The following is a 19,126-nucleotide window of genomic DNA, read 5'->3' as shown; positions in this document are numbered from 1 at the left end:
ATTTGAAGGCGACCCTGGAAGCCATCGCCGCCGGTCACCCGGCCAGAAGGATCGACGAGCTGCTACCTTGGAACTTCACCCCGTCAAGCTGAACAGGCGTGGGGTGGCGACAGCGCTTACAACAAGCCTATCGGGTCTTTGAAGCCTTTGGTGACATCCGCATGGAAGGTGACGGATGGCGCATCCTGGTGGGTGAAGCGCAGTTCTCCCAGCCTGTGGTCGAAATTGAGAAGCCTTATGCTGATAGCAGCCCTGTGCGCGATGGCGGCTTTCTAAAGGAGGCGCTCGTGATAGCAGATGAAGAAGCGGCCAAGGTACGTGCAGGAATTTCTTCGGACTGGCCGAGGCGCTCTACCAAACCCGATGCTGATGGTCTCGTGGTTCATCCTCTGTTCGGGGAGAAGTCCGCCGAGTGGTATTGCATACACTGCGATGGCAAAATCACCGGCGCTCAGCTTGCGGAAAACCTCTGGCACTGCCTTGGCTGCGGCGCAACGCCCATCGACATCTCTTCAGCGCCAGTTTGGCTCGACGGCACTGATACGGAGCCGAAGCCGGTTGAGTGCCCACCGTCACGGCAACGGCCCGAACCCAAAATTGAAGTAGTGCATTCAAGGCCATCACTGACATTGGGTGAGGACAATATCTCATTGCTGTTGCGCACAGCGCTACTTGAGGACGCTGCGACACCCGCAGAGCGGATCGGTGCTCAACTCGCCGAGATTTATGTCGATGATGACGGGGGTGCCTGCATAGTTCTGGATGAAAACCTATGGCCTGAGGCCAAGGACCCCGAAGCCGCAATCGCCGTTGCAAAATTGCTCGGCGCGGAGCTGGAGCTGAACATAACCTGCATGACCTTTCCCTTTGCCTGGCCCGATTTAGGGCATGTGACGAACAGCACGCGGGACTATGTTCAGATGTTGTTAGACGCTTACGATGAGCACGGTGTCATTCATCGCGATTGCGACTGATCCTGAATTTTTGCGAGCGCTTCTTCTAGCGTGTTGCACTCGGTCTCTTTCAGGATTTCAGCTTCATAAGCTGGCGACAGCGCGGTAGCGATACCGTGCTGTTTTGCTGCGATTAGGTAGCTGATGCCATCCCGATCAGGGTCTGCCTTGGGAACACTCGCGATTGCAAGTTCGGCAAGGCGTTTCGCCGTCAAAGGGATTATAGTCGCGGCAATCTGCGTATAGAGGACGACATCCAGCCCTGCGAAGCTGGTTAGGCGCTCGACCAAAACAGTCCTGTCTGTCACAGGGTCAGGACGCGTATAGGTTCGCGTCATATCACCAACCTTTCCGATTTCACGGCGATAGAGGATATCGGCCGCATCAGATTCTGAAGCGTCCATAACGAAAACTTGGCCTCTGACGTGGGCGCCGCCAGTTGTGACAGGAACGAGGGTCGGTGCGCCGCCACGACCATTGCTGCTGCGCGCAAACTCGATGTGAAAGGGGGTCATGATGCCATGGATGGTGTCGGTCCTATTGCTCTCAATCTCTGCTCTGGGGTCGGAAATCAGAGAGCCGTAGGCCAGTATGCCGACCTTTGGCTTATTCATTGTATTTTCCACCATTTGTAACTCTTTGTTCGTTAGTTGACCTACAGCTATAAGATCAGCTTTCCCTATAAGTGTTCAACATTGAAGGCGCATCCTTCGGATCGGGCTGTCGTGAACCGAGCCTGCCGTTGGCGGTCTCGGCCATTCGGCTTCCATCCCTTGCGCGTCTTCGGTCAGCCCTGACAGGCTGACGTTCTTTTCTTCTGTTGGGGGCCTGCGGCCCCGTCCTCCGTCAAGACCAAGCCCTCCGCATTTGCTGCGGGCGCAGCCAGCGGCCTCCCCATCCTTCCGCGCCTCCGGCTTGTGCAGGACAGGTGATCCCCCTCCGCTGTCTGCGGTCCTGACGGTCTCCCCCCGCTCATTGGCGCGGGCCTAGTCCGGTTGCATGCGCAACCGGCTTTAAAAGGAGAAAAGGCCAATGAAACAAGATATTTATCAGAAAGTGACAGATAAGATTATTGCCGATCTGGAGCTAGGCGAGCTGACATGGCTCAAGCCGTGGTCCGCCGGAAACATGGACGGACGGATCATCAAACCGTTGCGCCATAACGGGCTGGCCTACAGCGGAATCAACGTGCTGATGCTGTGGGGCGCGGCGATGGAAGGCGGCTATCTCTCGCCGTTTTGGATGACCTACCGCCAAGCCAAGGAATACGGCGCACACGTCCGCAAGGGCGAGCGCGGCAACCTAGTCGTCTATGCGAACACCATCACCAAGACAGAAGAGCAGGACGACGGCAGCGAGGAAGAGCGCAAAATCCCGTTCATGAAGGGCTATAGCGTGTTCAACGTCGAGCAGATCGAAGGGCTGCCGGAGTATTTCTATATCAAGCCCGAACCGATCATCGCTCCCGCCCAGCGGATCGAGCATGCGGACCAATTCTTTGCAGCCACGCGGGCAGACATTCGCAACGGCGGGAACAGCGCTCATTACAGCGGCGGGACGGATCATGTGCAGATGCCGCATTTTGAGAGCTTCCGTAGTCCCGAGGCCTACTATGCCACGCTTGCGCACGAGCTGACCCATTGGACTAAACACAAGAGCCGCCTTGATCGTGACTTTGGACGCAAGAAATGGGGCGATGAAGGCTATGCGCGCGAGGAACTGGTTGCCGAACTTGGCGCAGCATTTCTTTGCGCCGATCTGGCCCTAACTCCTGAGCGCGGCACCGACCATGCAGCATACATTCAAAGCTGGTTGAAGGTCTTGAAAGACGACAAGCGCGCGATTTTCAGCGCCGCTGCTCACGCGCAGCGTGCAGCAGATTTCCTGCATGGGTTTCAGACCGAAGAAAAAGAAGCAGGAGCGGCGGCATAGCCGCTCCAATCAGCAAAATAAAATTGCGGTGGGCCTGTCGGCCCACCGCACGAGGTCTAGAGGCCAGGCATACGCGCTGCCAGTTCAGCCTCGATATTTTCGAGGGACGCCAGAGCATCTTGACGCTCTTGCGAACCGCGCGACGCAACAGAAAAAGCATTGAAAGCTTCCCTGAAGAGACCGTGCAATTGATCAGTGCTGCGGGATGCTGCTTCAAATCGAGTGACGAGTTTCATGTGATCCTCCATCGTCAGGGAGGCCCCAAACCACTCAGGGCCTTTCGGCCCACACACCCATCAAGGCCCTTGATAGTTTGGTTGGTCTGCTTGTCGTGGCAGTGAGGAAACACAGGAAGGAAGGCAGCGGATTGGTGCAGCAATTTCCCGCTGGACTGAACAATTCACGTTCTTGGGAAGTAGCGTGCCCTTTATCTGTCGAGTTCGGGCCCACGCGGTTTGCGAGATTGGCCTTCTCGTAATCGTTTTAGGCGGTCTTGCGGAGACACGATGCCCCGCCCGCTCTGGCGCACTTGCACAGATGGTTTTTGCTGCTGTTCTTTTCGCAGCATTTCGAGCCGTTCTTGTGCGGTCATCACCCGTTCAACCGATACTTTGTCGTGCACATCTTTGTAGGCCTGCCTTGCGGACCGGGTCGATGGACGCTCTTTTTCAAGGTTTGTCGATCTTGAAGACTGTAACTGAGAGGGCTTGCGAGCGGCGGCTTGTTCAGACTGCCGGGACTGTTCGTTTTTCGGATTTTTTCTTTCGGATGATTGCTGCGGCAATGATGTCCGAGCTGTCTTGTCAGCGGGCTGAATTCGCGCTGTTTCGCGCGCTGTATGCACCGGCGTCGGCGTTGCGCGTTCTCTCTGACCGGACTCGAACGCTTTGGAAAGCGCGCGGGTTTTTTGCCTGCCGAGATCGGTCACGGGCTTTGCGGACAGCTCGACCTTCGCAGCGGCATCAATGACGCGCTTGAGAGGAGAGAAGGCGCGCCTCGCCAACGGTTCCAGCCCTTGCTTCATCATCCGGTAATTCGTCCGGTCGTGATGGAGTTCCCGCAGAACCTCCGCGTGGCGGGTCCGTGCCGCTCTGATATCCGCCTGCAATCTCTGCCGGTCCTCAAGCTGCGCGACGACAAGAGCGTGGCGTTGTTCGCGGTCTCGTTGGAGCGCCCAAATGGCTTCCACCTCATTCTGCTTTTCGAGGGCTGCGCGCTTGCCGGTCACGCGATCCAGTAGGCCGCGCAAGCCTTTCCGGTAACGTGTTGAACGTGCCAGTGCTTCGGCATCGGCGCGGGCCTTTTGCCCTGCATCGAGCTTGGCACGTTCAGCCTGATGTTTGGTCTGCATCTCCTGGCGTCGCGCCTCAATCGCGGATTTCTCCTCGTTGGCGTCCGCCCGAGCTTTCGCCACATGAGAGGCGAGCTTCGGAAGGATGTCTTTAGCAATGCGCTGTCGCGCTTCTTCAACGCTGTTCAGTGCCTGCGGTTTTCCCAGACGGGATGTGATGTCTTTCGACGCCTTCCCTACGGCGCGCGGAATCGAGATTACCTCGCCTTCGAACGTCACAGCGACATGACCGCGCCGGTCTCCGCGTGCCAGATACAGCCCACGCTCTTCCAACGCGTGCGAGAAGCTTTGGCGGCTGTCTGAGATCGCCCAGGCTTCTTGAATATCGCCTTTGAAGTCTCCCGCGTGCCGCCCGATCCGCTTGGCCTGTTGCCACTCCGCGAGGCTGAAGTTTTTCGGGTCGCGGTCCTTCGGGTTGGCCAACCCCTTCGGCATCTGCCAGCCATGTTCCAAATAGAGTTGCTTTGAAACTTCCATAAGCTTGTTTTTGAAAAACGGCAGCGGTTTGGCCGTCATGTTTTCGGCATCGATCCGGCTCCAAATAGCATGACAATGCCGCCGCCCTTCCTTTTCATGGAAGACGATGACGCGCGGCTGGTCAGTCAGACCGTGTTTCTCTTCGATCTTGGCGATGGCATCCTCGAACGTGTCGATGCGTACCGATTCGCGTTCCGGGGGGTTGAGTGAAACCGAGAACAGGAACTGCTTGCACTTCGTGCCTTTCGAGACCGCTTCGGCTTCGCGGAGCGCCCCGACGACGTCCTCGGTCATGAAGCCTCTGACATCGTGGATTTCGACATGCTCGTTTTCGACGGTCTTTAGGAGATGAAGCCCAAGCTGCTTGGCACCGCCACGCTGAGAGCCTTTGAGGATCATGGCGACCCCGCATCGCTCCGCTGCCCGAGAGCGCGCAGCAGGTCTTGGCGCATCGCAGCAATGTCAGCGCAGGCCTGCCGGATGTCGCGTTCGGTTTCTGCGACAACGGGGAGCGAGCCCAGGTTGACGGCCTTGGCGAGCTGATTGAGGTTGTTGGCGATGCGAGTACTGCCTAGCAGCGCCAAAAGCTTTGCTAGGCTGGCATCGTCCTTGATCGGGCGTCTTAGCTTCGAACGGGCGCGTTTGTGCGACGCACCATGCCCATCGAAGAGCTTGCGCTTGATGTAGCTGCCCAGCGGTTCATCGCCCGCTAGCTCTTCCAGGCGGCTTCTTTCCTCGAAAGTCAGGCGTAAGGAGAACGGCGCAGGCTTCTTCTTAACCTGCTTTCCCGCTATCGCATTGAAACTATTGTCTGATGTGCTCATCGTCGCACCTCAGATCGCTTTGATCATGCTGTGCGAGATGGGTTTCCCATTCGAGAAGGACGTCAAACAGAGAGTTCAAACTATCTCTCTGTAACTGCACCAGTAAACTTTCCCGACGATATATCCCGTAAATAGCCCGCCATGTCGGTCTTATGGTTTTGCCATATGGGCTGGCCCAATTTGCGCGGGTTTCGTGACTATCCGTTATGCAGACTGCGATTCGAATTGCGGTAATCCGGTCGATTCCCTGCAGGCTGTTTCGTGCCTCTGCGTCTGATTCCCGCATGCCTGCCAAAATGGTGCGGCCATTGGCTGGCCACCACAAAACATCCGGGGGCAGAGATCGATTCACGCCCCGGAAGCGCCGCCTCACTCCCCGATAAAGCGGCGCATCAGATGGGCCTCCTGGCCGCGCATCAGGTCCTCGGCCACCTGCATGTGCGAGGCCATGATCTCGCGCGCACGGTCTGCATCGCAGCTGCGCAGCGCCTCGACCAGTTGCAGCTGGTGTTTGCGTCCCTTGCGCCAAAGTTCCACATTCGGCGGATCGTAAAGGCCGCGATACACCGTCAGATCGGTCAGGATCTGCGCCATGAAACCGATGACAAAGCCCAGAAGCCTGTTGTTGGCAAAATCGGACAGCCGCGCATGGAAGATGAGAGAGGCGATATGCTGCTCTTTCTCTTCTTCCGAAGATTTGGCCGGCTCGGGATAGCGTTCGGCAAGCTCCTGCAGTTCTGCCAGTTGTGCCTCGCTCAGCTTTCCGGCCAGGCTGGCGGCAAGTTCCGGCTCCAGCGCCCGGCGCATCTGATAGATGTCCGCCACCGACAGGTCCTGAAAGTAGAAATAATTCGCCAAGAGAGACCGGGCGCGTTCGGCAGAAACCTCGCCAACCATGCTGCCACCACCGGGGCCGGTCTTGGTCACGATCAGGCCCTGCGCCTCAAGGATTCGCAGCGCCTCGCGCACGGTGCCCTTGGAAACGCCGAATTCCTCGATCATGGCGCTTTCGTTGGGCAGCTTGTCGCCCTTTTTCAGGTCACGCTCGACCACCCACTGCTTGATCTCTTCCGCGACCCGGACGGGGCGGGATTTCTTGGGTTTTGTGGGGGGCGTGTTGCTGCCGTCCATTCGGAACCTCTGTTTTTATCATTATAAAAATATAGACTTCATAGGGCGCCATGTGTAGTGCCTAATTTATCATTATAAATATGGAGGCCGGGATGGACTGGGGTCAGATCGCGCAGAACCGTTTGGCAGAGATTGCGCAGTGCAGCGTCGATTCCGAAGGCGTTACGCGGTTTCCGTTTACCACCGAACATGGTGAGGCGGCCAAGATTATCCGCGCCTGGATGGATGCTGCCGGGATGGCGGTGCGCTGGGATGCCGCAGGAACCCTGATCGGACGCAAGGAAGGGCCCGCCGGGGCGCCGACCTTTCTGATCGGCTCGCATCAGGATTCGGTACGCAACGGTGGCCGTTACGATGGCATCATGGGTGTCGCTCTGGGATGTCTTGCGGTTGAAAAGCTGACAGCGGAGGGCACTGATCTGCCCTTCGCGGTTGAGGTTCTGGCCTTTGCGGATGAGGAAGGCGTGCGGTTTCCGACGGCGCTGATGGGGCCACGGGCTCTGGCGGGTACCTTTGATCCATCTGTTCTGGAGATGACCGACCGGGGCGGGGTGTCGCTGCGGCAGGCGCTGGCGGATTTTGGTGGCGATCCGGACGGGGTGGCGGCGCTGCGGCGCGATCCGGCGGCAACCTTGGGGTATCTGGAGCTTCACATCGAACAGGGGCCGGTGCTGGAAGACGCGGATGTGGCGCTGGGCATTGTCACCGGCATCTGCGGGATCGAGCGCAACACGGTGATCTTTACCGGTGACACTGGCCATGCGGGCACGGTGCCCATGGCAGGGCGCCGGGATGCCTTGGTCGCGGCCTCGGAGTTTATTACCGAGGTTTTTGATGCCGCCAATGAGGTGGTGGACCTGCGCGCCACAGTGGGGGCCTTGTCGCTGCTTCCGAATGTTGTGAATGCAATCCCGCGTCATGTTGAACTGACGCTGGAAATCCGGGCGCTGCAGGATGAAACGCGGGCCGAATTCGCCGAGGTCGCGCAGGCGCTGGGACAGCGGATTGCCGAAAAACGCAATGCGGGCTTTGCGATGCAGCGCACCTATGACCAGCCTGCAGTGCCCTGTGACGCGGGTCTGGTGACGGCGCTTGAAACAGCGGCGCGACAGGGCTGCCCCACCGCGCCGCGGCTGCCGTCGGGGGCAACGCATGATGCCTCGGCCATGGCGGATCTGTGTCCGATCTCGATGCTGTTTCTCCGCTGCAAGGATGGCGTCAGCCACAAGCCGGAGGAATTTGTATCAGACGCCGACATGGCGGCCGCGATTGAGGCGGTTTCGACCTTTCTGACCTCCTTGCCTACTGGCGCGTGATCAGCGGGGGAACCTATTCCGGGCGGGGGCGATCCCCTCTCAGCACCTCGCCCAGACGCTGGAACACCTCGGCGCGGGCGGACCCTGACCGCCAGGCGAGAACGATCTGCCGGGGACAGGCATCGGGCAGATCGGTGAGTTGCACCTGACCCTTGGCGACCACACCGGCCTCCACCGCGAGGTTGGGCAATAGCGTGATCCCCAGCCCTTCGGACACCATCGCGATCAGCGTCGGCAGGCTGGTTGCGGCAAAATCATCTTGCTGGTTCGAGATTTTCCCGGGATAGGCCTCCAGCGCGTGGCGTTGCAGACAGTGGCCCTTTTCCAGCAGCATCAGATGGCCGGAGGTCAGTAGGGTCTCAGACCCTTTGCCCGGCGTTGCGGGGCTGCCCGGTGGTGTCGCCAGCTGATAGCCATCCTCGAACAGCGGCTCGATGCTCAGCGACCCGGTTTCAAAGGGCAGGGCGATCAGGATCAGGTCCAGCCGCCCGCTGTGCAGCCCGTCGATCAGGCTTTCGGTCAGCTCTTCGCGCAGGAACAGCCGCAGTTTTGGAAAGGTCTTGCGGATGTCCGGCAGGGTCTGCGGGATCAGGTAGGGGCCGATGGTGGGAATGACGCCAAGGCGCAGGTCGCCTTCAAACGGGTTGCTGTGCGCCTGCGCCAGCACACGGATGTCCTCGGCATCTACCAGCAGCCTACGGGCGCGGGCGACGATCTGTGATCCGACCTCGGTCAGCATCACGCTGCGCCGGGTGCGTTCGAACAGGGTCACGCCCAATTGCGCCTCAAGCTCCTGTATCCCCGCGCTTAGCGTGGGTTGGGTCACGAAACAGATCTCGGCCGCGCGGGAAAAGTTCAGCTCGTCCGCGAGTGCGATCAGAAAGCGAAGCTGGCGCAGGGTGAACATTTATAGACCCTCTCTATAACTAACTAATAGATATTCAATTTCACAAATATATGGCAAGACCCCATCTTCAGATCATCGAAACGACCTGCTCAGGAGATGACAGATGACCGACCAAATTGCACCCACAGGCCCTCGCCTCAATGAAGCTGCCCCGACGTTTGATGCGCTGACCACCCATGGTCAGAAAACGCTGGAGGATTATCGTGGGAAATGGCTGATCCTGTTCTCGCACCCGGCGGATTTTACGCCGGTCTGCACCACCGAATTCATTGCCTTTGCCAAGAAGCAGGATGAGTTCGCTGCGTTGAACACCGAACTGCTGGGCCTTTCGATCGACAGCCACTACAGCCACATCGCCTGGATGCTGAACATCAAGGAAAAGTTCGGCGTTGAGATCGGGTTTCCGATCATTGCCGACCTCAACATGGCAGTGGCGCAGGCCTATGGCATGATCCAGCCGGGGGCCTCGGACACCGCTGCGGTTCGTGCCACCTTCCTGATCGACCCCGAGGGCGTGCTGCGGGCGATGGTCTATTACCCGATGACCGCGGGCCGCTCCGTGGACGAAATCCACCGCTTGTTGGTGGCGCTGCAAACCGCGGATGAGAATAAATGCGCCATGCCCGAGAACTGGACTCCCGGCGATCCGGTGATCGTGCCGACGCCCGCGACGCCCGATGCTGCCATGGCTCGTATCGAAGAGGGCTATGACACGGTCGATTGGTACTTCTCGACCCGCAGCCTTTGATCGGCTTCGAACGTGAAATCCGGCCTGGCGGCCAGAACATGCCGCCGGGCTGCCCCTTACGCGCCGAAAATCCCAAGACTTAGGAGACACTCCCATGCAAAACCCTGTTGTGAAAGCCTTCTGGGATCAGCCCACTGGAAGCTGGCAGTATGTGTTCCACGATCCGGCGACCATGAAGGGCGCCATTATCGACCCGGTGCTGGACTTCGATCCGCTGTCTGGTGCCACCAGCTCTGCCAATGCTCAGCGTCTGCTGGATTACGTGCAGGCTGCGGGTATCGATCTGGTTTGGATCCTCGACACGCATCCCCATGCCGACCACTTTTCCGCCGCGCAGTGGCTGAAGGCCCGGACCGGCGCGCCCACCGCGATTGGGGAAAAGGTCGTCGGGGTGCAGAAGCTGTGGAAGGAAATCTATAACCTGCCCGATGATTTCCCGACTGACGGCAGCCAGTGGGACCACCTGTTTACCGATGGAGAGACCTTTAATGTCGGCGAGGTGCCGGTCCGGGTGATGTTCTCACCGGGGCACACGCTGGCCTCGGTTACCTATGTGGCAGGCGACGCGGCCTTTGTGCATGACACGCTGATGATGCCCGATAGCGGAACCTCCCGCGCGGATTTTCCCGGCGGCAGTTCAAAGGCGCTGTTCGACAGCATTCAGGATATCCTTGCGCTGCCCGATGACACCCGGGTCTTTGTCGGCCACGATTACGCCCCCAAAGGGCGCGCCGCGCAATGCGTTGCCACGGTGGCCGAGCATAAGGCGGCGAATATCCATCTGAAGGACGCCCCCGGCGAAGCGGAGTATCGCAGCCTGCGGGATGCGCGTGATGCCACATTGCCGTTGCCACGGCTGATGCTGGCGGCGCTGCAGGTCAACATTCGCGGCGGGCGCCTGCCCGCGCCCGAAGGGAATGGCCATTCCTACCTGAAACTGCCGCTGGATCAGTTCAAACCTCGCTAAGGTGTTCAGCCGCCCTGGCCCAGTTCCGCGCCGCATTGTGCGGGCGGGGCCGGGTGCATCGCCAGAAGCTTGGCAAGACCGCAATTGCCGCGCACCAGGTCCTCCAGCGTCACCATGTCGAGTTCATGGTAGAACGCTCCCAGGGCGCGCTCCAGATAGCTGCGCAGGCGACAGGTCTCGGTCAGGGGGCAGCTGTTGTGCTCGGCATCGAAACACTCGGCAAAGGGAATGTCGGCCTCGAACAGGCGGAACATCGTGCCGATGGAGATCTGGTCGGCCTCGCGCGCAAGGCGAATGCCACCGGTGCGACCGCGTAGGGTGGTCAGGAACCCCTCGGCATGCAGGCGCTGCACCACATGGGCGGCGTGATTGGTCGAACAGTTACACAATTCGGAGATCTCGGCGGTTCGAAGCAGCCGGTCCCCGTTGGTCGCACAGGCCATCAGAATGCGCGCAGCCAGGTTGGTGCGGGTTGTCAGTCTCATTGGCGCTCCTGGTGTTTGGCCCTTGGGTTGGCATATTTGTTACACCGGCCATTCGGATTTTGTCTTGCGCCAGATCAAATCACCATCCCGTTACCTTGGATAAAGTCATATTCAAAATGCGGGTTAATCCGGAGTTCTCTGTGAGATTGCAGACTGCCTCTTCCATCCGGGGCGAGGGCCTTGGCACACTGCTGAGCCTTGCCGCATCGCTGACATGGCTGGCCGCTGCTGCGGTAATCGCTTGGTCGCTGGCGGCTTTGCTGACGGATCCTGCGGTGCTGTCACCCGTTCTCATGGCGACGAGTTTCTTCGCGCTGGCCGCGCTGCGGGCTGCGCTGTCCGCCATGTCGGATCGCTGCCTTGCCGAGGCTGCCGATGCGCGGATCGATGTCCTGCGGCAGGAGATCGCGACGGTTGAGGCGCAAAGCACACAGCCCTCTGCCCTTGGCGGGCCGGGCGCGCTAGCTGCGCTGGCCGGGGAGAAACTGGAGGCGCTGCGCCCCTATCTCATGCGCTATCGCCCGGCGCGGATGCGTTCGGCGGTGATGCCGCTGGTGATCCTCGGCATCGCGGTCTGGCACAGCTGGGCGGTGGCGCTGGTCCTGCTGCTGGCCGGGCCTTTGATCCCGGTCTTCATGGCGCTTGTGGGCTGGGCGGCCAAATCGGCCAGCGAACGGCAGATGGTGGAGATTGGTCAGCTCAGCGATCTGCTGGTGGACCGGCTGGCGGCACTGTCGGATCTGCGCCTGATCGGGGCCGGGCCGCAGATGGTCGATGGCTTCGCCCGCGCCTCGGAAGACCTGCGGGAGCGGACGATGTCCGTGCTGCGGATCGCCTTCCTGTCCTCCACGGTGCTGGAGCTGTTTTCGGCGCTGGGCGTGGCGATGGTTGCGATCTGGGTCGGCTTTTCACTGCTGGGAGAACTCGGCTGGGGCGCCTGGGGCACGGAACTGTCTCCGGCGGCGGGGATCTACCTTCTGCTGCTGGCGCCCGAATTTTTCCAGCCTCTGCGGGATCTTGCGGCGGCCTGGCATGATCGTGCCGCAGCCGAGGCGGTGCAGGATGAAATCGCCGGATGGCGCGCCGAAGACCGCCCGGTTCGAGTGGGGCAGGGCGGTGATGTTGCGCCATTGCCCCCTCAGCCCGTTCTGCGGCTGTCGGGCGTGTTGCATCGCGGCATTGCCTATCCCGACCTTTCCATCGCCCCGGGGGAGACTGTTGCTCTCACCGGTCCCAGTGGCTGCGGCAAGTCCACCCTTTTGCGACTGTTGGCAGGGCTGGAGCAGCCGGATCAGGGCGCGGTCCTTCTGGATGGGCAACCGCTGGATGACAGCAACGCGGCGGCGTGGCGGGTGTCGCTCGGCTGGATGCCTCAGGCGCCGCATTTCCTCAATCGCAGCCTGCGCTACAACATCGCCTTTGGCGCGCCGCTGGAGCCGGACCTTTTGGAGGCAGCGCAGATGGAGCAGGTGCTGAAGGCGCTGCCAAAGGGCGATCTGTCTTTACTTGGAGAGCGCGGTGCGGGTCTGTCGGGCGGAGAGGCGCGGCGGGTGACGCTGGCGCGTGCCATGCAGGGCGCACCGGGGCTGATCATCGCGGATGAACCAACCGCGGATCTGGACGCCGAAACCGCAAAGGCCATCACCGATGGGTTGATGCGCTTTGCGCAGACGGGCGGCACGCTGATCATAGCCACGCATGATCCGGCGCTGGCCGGGCGTATGGACCGGCAGATCGCACTTGGTAAGTCGGAGGAGGCGTCATGCGGGATCTGATGCACCTGCTCCGGATCATCCTGCGCGCTGAACGCCGCAGCCTGCTACGGGGGCTTTTGCTGTCTGTGGTGGTGCTGGCAATGGGCGTGGCGCTTCTGGGCCTGTCGGGCTGGTTCATCACCGCTGCAGCGGCCGCGGGCATGGCTGGGATTGGTATCCTGTTCAACGTCTTTGCCCCCTCGGCGATGGTGCGCCTTCTGGCGCTGGGGCGGACCGCCGCCCGCTACGGAGAGCGGGTGCTGACCCATGATGCGACCCTTCGGGCGCTGTCGGCGCTGCGGGTTCGGTTGCTGACGGGGCTGCTGCACAGCCCGCACCGGCATCTGGAACGAATGCGCGCCAATGCTTTCCTCAACCGGGTGACGGCGGATACGGATGCGCTGGATGGGGCGCTGTTGCGGCTGATGCTACCCGCGCTGGCTGGTTGGAGTGTGATCCTGCTCAGCACGCTGCTGCTATGGGTGCTGGTGCACCCGGCGCTGGCGCTGACCATCGGGGGCGGCTACTTGTTGCTGCCGACGGGGGTGTTCCTGCTGGGGCAGAAACTGGCGACAAAACCAGCGCGGCGGGCTGAGGCTGCGATGCAGGCAGGCCGCAGCCGGTTGATCGATCTGATCGCCGGGCGCGATGATCTGACCGTATATGGCCAGATCGGCGTCGCCACCGATGCGGTCCTTTCTGCCTTTTCGCGGCATGGTGCAGCACGCGCGCGGCTTGATAGGACCGAGCGGCGCGCCGGAGCGTTTCTGGATCTGACTGCTGCGGCAATGACGGCGCTGGCCCTCGGGATGGGCATGGCGCTGGTGCAGCAGGGCAGCATCACGGCCGCCGAAGCGGCGATTGCCATCTTCGCGGCGCTGGCCCTTGGCGAAACGGTAGCGCCGGTGCGGCGCGCGCTGGCCGAGATTGGCCGCATGACGCAGGCCGCGCGGCGTATCCTGCCCTCCGTCGAAACCGAGTTCGCATCCAGTCAGGCATCTATCCCGGCTCCATCCGGCTCTCTCACCTTCGACGCTGTAGTGCTGAAAAGGGGGCAGGGCGGGATGATCTTTGCCCCGCTCAGCCTGACGGTCGCACCCGGCGAAACGGTTGTGCTGCAGGGCCCCAGCGGCAGCGGCAAAAGCACCGCCTTGCTGCTGGCGGCAGGCGCGCTGACACCTTCGGCTGGGACAGTGCGGTTCGGCGGCCTCGATCCGGCGCAGCTGCCGCTGGAAACACGCACGCAAAGCATCGCCCTGGTGCCGCAGCGCCATGCTTTGATCGCGGGCAGCGTGGCCGAGAACCTGCGGCTTGCTGCGCCGAACGCCCTGGACGCCGAGCTGTGGCAGGCGCTGGAGGCGACCCAGCTGTCGCATACCCTGCGGCAGCGCGAGGGGCTGGACACCCGGCTTGGCTTTCGCGGGGCGGGTCTGTCGGGCGGCGAGGCACGGCGGCTGGTTCTGGCCCGGGCGATTCTGCGCAGGCCGTGCCTTCTGCTGCTAGATGAGCCGACCGAAGGGCTGGACGCCGCAACCGCGCGCGTCGTGATGACCGGTCTGCGCCGCGCCTGTCCCGATGCGGCTTTTCTGATCGCGGGGCACCGCAGCGCAGAAACGGAAGGCGCTGACCGCTGTGTCGAGGTTATTCGCAATTAAATCTGCATCTAAGATTGGAAATTTGATCTGCGTCAAAGTTATATTGCAAATATAGAATATGAAGTTTGAAAATCCATATCTTTGATGCGGAAAACCTATGGAAAGGATTCGCATCATGGAGATCGGACTGGTCGAGCTGTCGCGCCTGCAGTTTGCGATGACGGCCATGTATCACTTTCTCTTCGTGCCGCTGACGCTGGGTCTGTCGATCCTCGTGGCGATCATGGAGACTGTCTATGTCATGACAAACCGCCCCATCTGGCGACAGATGACAAAGTTCTGGGGCACCCTGTTCGGCATCAACTTTGTCCTTGGCGTCGCCACCGGCATCACCATGGAATTCCAGTTCGGTATGAACTGGAGCTACTACAGCCACTACGTGGGTGACATCTTCGGTGCGCCGCTGGCGATTGAGGGGCTGATGGCCTTCTTCATGGAGGCAACCTTTGTCGGGTTGTTCTTCTTTGGCTGGGACAAGCTGTCGAAGGTACAGCACATGGTGGTGGCCTGGCTGGTCGCCATCGGGTCGAACTTTTCGGCGCTGTGGATCCTGATCGCCAACGGCTGGATGCAGAATCCGGTCGGCGCAGAGTTCAACCCCGACACCATGCGGATGGAGATGACCTCTTTCTTTGATGTGGTGTTCAACGAAGTGGCGCAGGCCAAATTCGTGCATACCGTCAGCGCGGGCTATGTCACCGCCGCAGTCTTTGTTCTGGGGGTTTCGGCGCTTTATCTGATCCAGAACCGGCACAAGGATCTGGCCCGGCGATCCATCGCAGTGGCCTCGTCCTTTGGTCTGGCGGCGGCACTGTCGGTGGTCGTGCTGGGCGATGAATCCGGCTATTCCGCCAGTCACACCCAGAAAATGAAACTCGCTGCGATCGAGGCGATGTGGGAAACCGAACCGGCGCCTGCGCCCTTTACGCTGTTCGGCCTGCCCGACAAGGAAGCCCGCGAGACCCATTACGCGGTGCATATCCCCTGGGCGATGGGTCTGATTGGCACCCGCAGCCTGACCAAGGAAATCCCCGGCATCAACGATCTGGTGGCTGAGGCTGAAGACCGTATCCGCCATGGTGTCATCGCCTATGACGCGCTGATGACCATCCGCGAAAACCGGGGCAATGTCCCGGCCGAGGCGCGGTTCATCTTTGAGCAGAACTCAGACAATCTGGGGTTTGCCTACCTGCTGAAACGCTATGTGGACGATCCGCGTGACGCCACCGAAGAGCAGATCGCCATGGCGGCCGAGGATACCATTCCGGGCGTCGGGCCGCTGTTCTGGGCCTTCCGCCTGATGGTCGCGCTGGGCTTCAGCTTTATCGGCGTAATGGCTTTCTTCTTCTACCGGGCGTCTTTCTGCAACATGCGCTTCCCGCGCTGGTCGCTTTATGCCGCTGTTGCCATCATTCCGACCCCGTGGATCGCGGCCGAGCTTGGCTGGTTCGTGGCCGAGTTCGGGCGCCAGCCCTGGACGGTGGATGGCGTGTTGCCGACGGCCCTGTCGGCCTCGCATCTGAGCGTTGCGGATCTGCTGATCACCCTCGCTGGTTTCGTCATCTTCTACACGATCCTCTTCGTGATCGAGGTCAGCTTGATGGTGAAATACATCCGCAAAGGCCCGTTTCAGGACGTTGCCGAGACCGAAGCCTGGCAGGACCAGCACGAAGCGCGCCTGCGCGGTGCGGGCCGTGATGCTGCCGCCCCTGCAACCCCTGCGGAGTAAGACTTATGATCCTTCATGAACTGATCGATTTTGACACGCTGCGGATCATCTGGTGGGCGCTTCTGGGCGTGCTGCTGATCGGATTTGCCCTGACCGACGGGTTCGACATGGGCGTTGGCGCGCTGTTGCCCTTTGTCGCCAAGACGGATGTGGAACGCCGCGTGGTGATCAACACGGTGGGTCCGGTCTGGGAAGGGAACCAAGTGTGGTTCATCCTCGGCGGCGGCGCGATCTTTGCTGCATGGCCGCCACTTTATGCGGTGTCCTTCTCGGGCTTTTATCTCGCGATGTTTGTGGTGCTCGCGGCCCTCATCGTGCGTCCGGTTGCGTTCAAGTATCGCTCCAAACGCGACAGCACCACATGGCGCACGCGCTGGGATTGGGCGCTGTTTGCCGGAGGCGCGGTTCCGGCGCTGCTGTTCGGCGTGGCGGTGGGCAATGTGCTGCTTGGCGTGCCCTTTTTCCTGACCGCAGACCTGATGCCGATGTACGAAGGCAGCTTCTACGGCAAGTTTCTGGGCCTCTTGCATCCCTTTGCGGTGCTGGCCGGTGTGGTGTCGTTTTCGATGCTGCTGATGCATGGCGCGGCCTGGCTGACGCTCAAGACCGAAGGCGTGATCGCTGAACGCGCCCGCCGCATCGGCACCGTGGCCGGAATGGTGGCTGCAGGGGGTTATGTGCTTGCCGGATTGTGGCTGGCGGTTGGCATCGACGGGTTTGCGCTGGTGAACGATGTGGTGCCGAACGGCCCGTCCAATCCGCTGTATTCGCAGGTAACCCGGGAAGGCAGCTGGCTTGCGGCCTATGTCGCGCGGCCCTGGATCGTGGTTGCGCCACTGATGGGCTTTGCCGGGATCGCCATGGCGATACGCGGGCTGAAGGCGGGGCACGAGGTCTCGACGCTTCTGTGGTCAAAGATGGCGATCACCGGGATTGTCGCGTCGGTCGGTCTGACCATGTTCCCGTTCATCCTGCCTTCGACCGTGGACCCGAACAGCTCGCTGACCGTCTGGGATGCCTCAAGCTCGCATCAGACCCTGTTCATCATGCTGGTGGTCACCGCGATCTTCATGCCGCTGATCCTGGCCTACACCGCGTGGGTCTACAAAGTGCTCTGGGGCAAGGTCACCGAGGCAGACGTCACCGAAAACGCCGACACGCTATACTGAAGGAGTTGATATCATGTGGTATTTTGCCTGGCTTCTTGGCCTGCCGCTCGCTGCTCTCTTTGCCGTCCTGAACGCCATGTGGCTGGAGCTGCGCACCGATGCCTGCCTCGCGGAAGAGGGGGAGTGCCCGGTGGGAGAGCATAAGCGCTGAGCCTGCGTCCACACGCAAAGCAAGCTGGATCCGGCCTTGCCGGCTCCGGACCTGATCCCAAACTTCTGCGGAGATCTGTAATGACCGCTGATCCCAAGACACCCGAAACCCCAGCCGATCCTGCGGCTGCGGAGCCGAGGCTTCAGCACTTTCCGGTGCCCTTTTTCGCCGCCGTCATGGGGCTGTCGGGGCTGACGCTTGCGCTGCATGCGGCGGGGATGCAAACCATCAGCCGCACGGCACTGGTCGCGACGGTTCTGGTCTTTGCCGTGCTGGCAGCGGTCTACGCGCTGAAGGCTATGCGCTATCCGCAGGCGATACTGGCCGAATGGCGGCATCCGGTGAAACTGGCATTCTTTCCCGCTGTTTCAATTTCCCTGTTGCTGATCGCCACCGCCCTGCAGCCGGTGTCACAGGATTTGGCGCGGCTGGTCTGGCTGATCGGCGCGCTGGGGCAGGGCATCCTGACGCTGGCGGTGCTGTCGAACTGGATCGGGCACCGGGCCTTTCAGACCATCCATATCTCGCCTGCCTGGTTCATCCCGGCAGTGGGCAACGTGGTCGCGCCGGTGGCGGGTGTGCAGCTGGGATTTCCGGAAACCTCCTGGGTGTTCTTCTCGGCGGGGCTGGTGTTCTGGATCGTGCTGCTGGTGCTGGTGATGAACCGGCTGGTGTTCCACGATCCGCTGCCCGGACGCATGGTGCCGACCCTGGCCATCCTGATCGCCCCGCCCGCGGTTGGCTTCCTTGCCTGGTTGCAACTGAATGGCGACGTGATCGATGCCTTCGCGCGGATCCTTTATGGCGCGGCGTTGGTCTTTACGGCGCTGGCCGCGACACAGGTGGCCAAGCTGCGCGGCCTGCCCTTTGCCCTGTCCTGGTGGGCGCTCAGCTTTCCGGTTGCGGCACTGACAATCGCGACGCTGCGCTTTGGAACCTTGATCTCCAGCCCGCTGCATACTCTGGCCGGAAACGTCGGTGTCGGCGTTCTGTGCCTCATCGTCGGTGGGCTGGTCTACCGCACGGTCCGCGCCGTTCTGCGTGGGGAAATCTGTCAACCTGAGTGATCCGGGAAAGGACTTCAGACATGAAAAAACTTGCAATTGCAGCGATCAGCGCCCTTGGCCTTTGCACGCCTGCTGTGGCGCAGGACAAGCCCGAGACGCTGGTGACGATCCTGACCGCGCCCGAGCCGCAGACCCAGCTGATGGCGATGGTTCTGGCCATGCAGGCCGCCAAACAGGGCGTCGCGCAGCATGTGCTGCTCTGTGGCCCGGCCGGGGATCTTGCGCTGAAAGACGCGCCGGATGCAGCCACCGCCCCGCAGCCGCCCAAAGGCATGAGCCCGCAGGGCCTGATGCAGAAAATCGCCGCGATGCCCGGCGCCAAGGTCGAGGTCTGCGCGATCTACCTGCCGGGACGCGGCACCGACCCATCGGTCCTGCTGGATGGCGTGAGTGTTGCCAAACCTCCGGCGATGGCCAGCGCCATGATCGCCCCGGGCGCGCGGATCGCCAGTTATTGACCAGCGCCCGGCCTGCGCGCGGACCCGGCGCGCAGGCCCACAGTTCCCTTTC

General features: G+C 61.2%; 20 protein-coding genes. 13 read left to right on the top strand and 7 right to left on the bottom strand.

Annotated features, from left to right (window positions below; all coding sequences use genetic code 11):
- Together SM763_RS17870 and SM763_RS17865 are read left to right on the top strand one after the other, a co-directional pair.
- A partial coding sequence (locus SM763_RS17870) for a transposase domain-containing protein (protein ID WP_490363289.1) occupies positions 1-92 on the top strand: 92 nt, incomplete at its 5' end.
- A 6-nt stretch (positions 93-98) separates the two neighbouring features.
- Entirely contained in the window at positions 99-974 is an 876-nt protein-coding gene (locus SM763_RS17865; protein ID WP_368999361.1) for a hypothetical protein, read from the top strand.
- On the opposite strand, the gene SM763_RS17860 is transcribed toward SM763_RS17865, so the two are convergent.
- Entirely contained in the window at positions 956-1,582 is a 627-nt protein-coding gene (locus SM763_RS17860) for a hypothetical protein (protein ID WP_368999360.1), read from the bottom strand. The genes SM763_RS17865 and SM763_RS17860 overlap by 19 nt on opposite strands.
- Before the next feature lie 403 nt (positions 1,583-1,985).
- Here SM763_RS17860 and SM763_RS17855 point away from each other — a divergent pair, with 403 nt between their 5' ends.
- On the top strand, positions 1,986-2,885 hold the full coding sequence (locus SM763_RS17855; RefSeq protein WP_368999359.1) for an ArdC family protein: 900 nt from the start codon (positions 1,986-1,988) through the stop codon (positions 2,883-2,885).
- Positions 2,886-2,941: 56 nt separating this feature from the next.
- On the opposite strand, the gene SM763_RS17850 is transcribed toward SM763_RS17855, so the two are convergent.
- The 4 genes from SM763_RS17850 to SM763_RS17835 all read right to left on the bottom strand — a co-directional run bounded on the left by SM763_RS17850 (position 2,942) and on the right by SM763_RS17835 (position 6,668).
- The gene (locus tag SM763_RS17850; protein ID WP_368999358.1) at positions 2,942-3,121 is read right to left on the bottom strand and encodes a hypothetical protein; all 180 of its coding nucleotides are present in this window, start codon (positions 3,119-3,121) and stop codon (positions 2,942-2,944) included.
- Positions 3,122-3,312: 191 nt separating this feature from the next.
- Positions 3,313-5,112, bottom strand: coding sequence for a relaxase/mobilization nuclease domain-containing protein (locus SM763_RS17845; protein WP_368999357.1), 1,800 nt, complete (start codon positions 5,110-5,112; stop codon positions 3,313-3,315).
- The gene (gene mobC, locus SM763_RS17840) at positions 5,109-5,537 is read right to left on the bottom strand and encodes a plasmid mobilization relaxosome protein MobC (protein WP_368999356.1); all 429 of its coding nucleotides are present in this window, start codon (positions 5,535-5,537) and stop codon (positions 5,109-5,111) included. The genes SM763_RS17845 and mobC overlap by 4 nt, the downstream gene beginning before the upstream one ends.
- Before the next feature lie 369 nt (positions 5,538-5,906).
- On the bottom strand, positions 5,907-6,668 hold the full coding sequence (locus SM763_RS17835) for a FadR/GntR family transcriptional regulator (protein ID WP_065272412.1): 762 nt from the start codon (positions 6,666-6,668) through the stop codon (positions 5,907-5,909).
- A gap of 92 nt (positions 6,669-6,760) precedes the next feature.
- Between SM763_RS17835 and SM763_RS17830 the strand changes: the two genes are divergently transcribed.
- Entirely contained in the window at positions 6,761-7,984 is a 1,224-nt protein-coding gene (locus SM763_RS17830; RefSeq protein ID WP_368999355.1) for a M20 family metallo-hydrolase, read from the top strand.
- Positions 7,985-7,997: 13 nt separating this feature from the next.
- On the opposite strand, the gene SM763_RS17825 is transcribed toward SM763_RS17830, so the two are convergent.
- The gene (locus SM763_RS17825; protein WP_368999354.1) at positions 7,998-8,891 is read right to left on the bottom strand and encodes a hydrogen peroxide-inducible genes activator; all 894 of its coding nucleotides are present in this window, start codon (positions 8,889-8,891) and stop codon (positions 7,998-8,000) included.
- A 103-nt stretch (positions 8,892-8,994) separates the two neighbouring features.
- Here SM763_RS17825 and SM763_RS17820 point away from each other — a divergent pair, with 103 nt between their 5' ends.
- Both SM763_RS17820 and SM763_RS17815 read left to right on the top strand, forming a co-directional pair.
- Positions 8,995-9,639 (top strand): peroxiredoxin, encoded by a 645-nt coding sequence (locus SM763_RS17820; RefSeq protein WP_368999353.1) that lies wholly within the window; start codon positions 8,995-8,997, stop codon positions 9,637-9,639.
- A gap of 94 nt (positions 9,640-9,733) precedes the next feature.
- Positions 9,734-10,606 carry an MBL fold metallo-hydrolase gene (locus tag SM763_RS17815; RefSeq protein ID WP_368999352.1) on the top strand — a complete coding sequence of 291 codons (873 nt, stop codon included), beginning with the start codon at positions 9,734-9,736 and terminating at the stop codon, positions 10,604-10,606.
- Positions 10,607-10,611: 5 nt separating this feature from the next.
- On the opposite strand, the gene SM763_RS17810 is transcribed toward SM763_RS17815, so the two are convergent.
- On the bottom strand, positions 10,612-11,091 hold the full coding sequence (locus SM763_RS17810; RefSeq protein ID WP_274839381.1) for an RrF2 family transcriptional regulator: 480 nt from the start codon (positions 11,089-11,091) through the stop codon (positions 10,612-10,614).
- Between the two features lie 140 nt (positions 11,092-11,231).
- Here SM763_RS17810 and cydD point away from each other — a divergent pair, with 140 nt between their 5' ends.
- The 7 genes from cydD to SM763_RS17775 all read left to right on the top strand — a co-directional run bounded on the left by cydD (position 11,232) and on the right by SM763_RS17775 (position 19,074).
- Positions 11,232-12,866 carry a thiol reductant ABC exporter subunit CydD gene (gene cydD / locus SM763_RS17805; RefSeq protein ID WP_368999351.1) on the top strand — a complete coding sequence of 545 codons (1,635 nt, stop codon included), beginning with the start codon at positions 11,232-11,234 and terminating at the stop codon, positions 12,864-12,866.
- Positions 12,854-14,500: an amino acid ABC transporter ATP-binding/permease protein gene (locus tag SM763_RS17800; RefSeq protein ID WP_368999350.1), complete on the top strand. Its 1,647-nt coding sequence runs from the start codon at positions 12,854-12,856 to the stop codon at positions 14,498-14,500. Before cydD ends, SM763_RS17800 begins: the two co-directional genes overlap by 13 nt.
- Before the next feature lie 115 nt (positions 14,501-14,615).
- The gene (locus SM763_RS17795) at positions 14,616-16,229 is read left to right on the top strand and encodes a cytochrome ubiquinol oxidase subunit I (RefSeq protein ID WP_274834682.1); all 1,614 of its coding nucleotides are present in this window, start codon (positions 14,616-14,618) and stop codon (positions 16,227-16,229) included.
- Positions 16,230-16,234: 5 nt separating this feature from the next.
- Positions 16,235-17,398 (top strand): cytochrome d ubiquinol oxidase subunit II, encoded by a 1,164-nt coding sequence (gene cydB, locus SM763_RS17790; RefSeq protein ID WP_368999349.1) that lies wholly within the window; start codon positions 16,235-16,237, stop codon positions 17,396-17,398.
- Between the two features lie 13 nt (positions 17,399-17,411).
- Complete coding sequence (gene cydX, locus SM763_RS17785; protein WP_274827525.1) at positions 17,412-17,549, top strand: cytochrome bd-I oxidase subunit CydX; 138 nt, start codon at positions 17,412-17,414, stop codon at positions 17,547-17,549.
- 80 nt (positions 17,550-17,629) lie between these two features.
- Positions 17,630-18,616, top strand: coding sequence for an SLAC1 anion channel family protein (locus tag SM763_RS17780; protein ID WP_368999348.1), 987 nt, complete (start codon positions 17,630-17,632; stop codon positions 18,614-18,616).
- Positions 18,617-18,636: 20 nt separating this feature from the next.
- Positions 18,637-19,074, top strand: coding sequence for a DsrE family protein (locus SM763_RS17775; protein WP_368999347.1), 438 nt, complete (start codon positions 18,637-18,639; stop codon positions 19,072-19,074).
- The last annotated feature ends 52 nt before the right edge of the window (positions 19,075-19,126 follow it).

The organism is Pseudophaeobacter sp. C1-32P7 (assembly GCF_041008775.1).
Lineage (GTDB): Bacteria > Pseudomonadota > Alphaproteobacteria > Rhodobacterales > Rhodobacteraceae > Phycobacter > Phycobacter gallaeciensis_A.
Note: the sequence above shows the minus strand (reverse complement) of the source record. Positions and strands in the feature narration are given on the sequence as shown.

What these genes read in the sequence shown, in the direction of transcription:
- SM763_RS17830 (WP_368999355.1), top strand. Translation starts at nt 6,761, where the DNA reads ATGGACTGGGGTCAGATCGCGCAGAACCGTTTGGCAGAGATTGCGCAG.
- SM763_RS17835 (WP_065272412.1), bottom strand. Translation starts at nt 6,668, where the DNA reads ATGGACGGCAGCAACACGCCCCCCACAAAACCCAAGAAATCCCGCCCC.
- cydB (WP_368999349.1), top strand. Translation starts at nt 16,235, where the DNA reads ATGATCCTTCATGAACTGATCGATTTTGACACGCTGCGGATCATCTGG.
- SM763_RS17810 (WP_274839381.1), bottom strand. Translation starts at nt 11,091, where the DNA reads ATGAGACTGACAACCCGCACCAACCTGGCTGCGCGCATTCTGATGGCC.
- SM763_RS17815 (WP_368999352.1), top strand. Translation starts at nt 9,734, where the DNA reads ATGCAAAACCCTGTTGTGAAAGCCTTCTGGGATCAGCCCACTGGAAGC.
- mobC (WP_368999356.1), bottom strand. Translation starts at nt 5,537, where the DNA reads ATGAGCACATCAGACAATAGTTTCAATGCGATAGCGGGAAAGCAGGTT.
- SM763_RS17780 (WP_368999348.1), top strand. Translation starts at nt 17,630, where the DNA reads ATGACCGCTGATCCCAAGACACCCGAAACCCCAGCCGATCCTGCGGCT.
- SM763_RS17845 (WP_368999357.1), bottom strand. Translation starts at nt 5,112, where the DNA reads ATGATCCTCAAAGGCTCTCAGCGTGGCGGTGCCAAGCAGCTTGGGCTT.
- SM763_RS17800 (WP_368999350.1), top strand. Translation starts at nt 12,854, where the DNA reads ATGCGGGATCTGATGCACCTGCTCCGGATCATCCTGCGCGCTGAACGC.
- SM763_RS17795 (WP_274834682.1), top strand. Translation starts at nt 14,616, where the DNA reads ATGGAGATCGGACTGGTCGAGCTGTCGCGCCTGCAGTTTGCGATGACG.
- SM763_RS17775 (WP_368999347.1), top strand. Translation starts at nt 18,637, where the DNA reads ATGAAAAAACTTGCAATTGCAGCGATCAGCGCCCTTGGCCTTTGCACG.
- SM763_RS17855 (WP_368999359.1), top strand. Translation starts at nt 1,986, where the DNA reads ATGAAACAAGATATTTATCAGAAAGTGACAGATAAGATTATTGCCGAT.
- SM763_RS17860 (WP_368999360.1), bottom strand. Translation starts at nt 1,582, where the DNA reads ATGGTGGAAAATACAATGAATAAGCCAAAGGTCGGCATACTGGCCTAC.
- cydX (WP_274827525.1), top strand. Translation starts at nt 17,412, where the DNA reads ATGTGGTATTTTGCCTGGCTTCTTGGCCTGCCGCTCGCTGCTCTCTTT.
- SM763_RS17825 (WP_368999354.1), bottom strand. Translation starts at nt 8,891, where the DNA reads ATGTTCACCCTGCGCCAGCTTCGCTTTCTGATCGCACTCGCGGACGAG.
- SM763_RS17850 (WP_368999358.1), bottom strand. Translation starts at nt 3,121, where the DNA reads ATGAAACTCGTCACTCGATTTGAAGCAGCATCCCGCAGCACTGATCAA.
- SM763_RS17820 (WP_368999353.1), top strand. Translation starts at nt 8,995, where the DNA reads ATGACCGACCAAATTGCACCCACAGGCCCTCGCCTCAATGAAGCTGCC.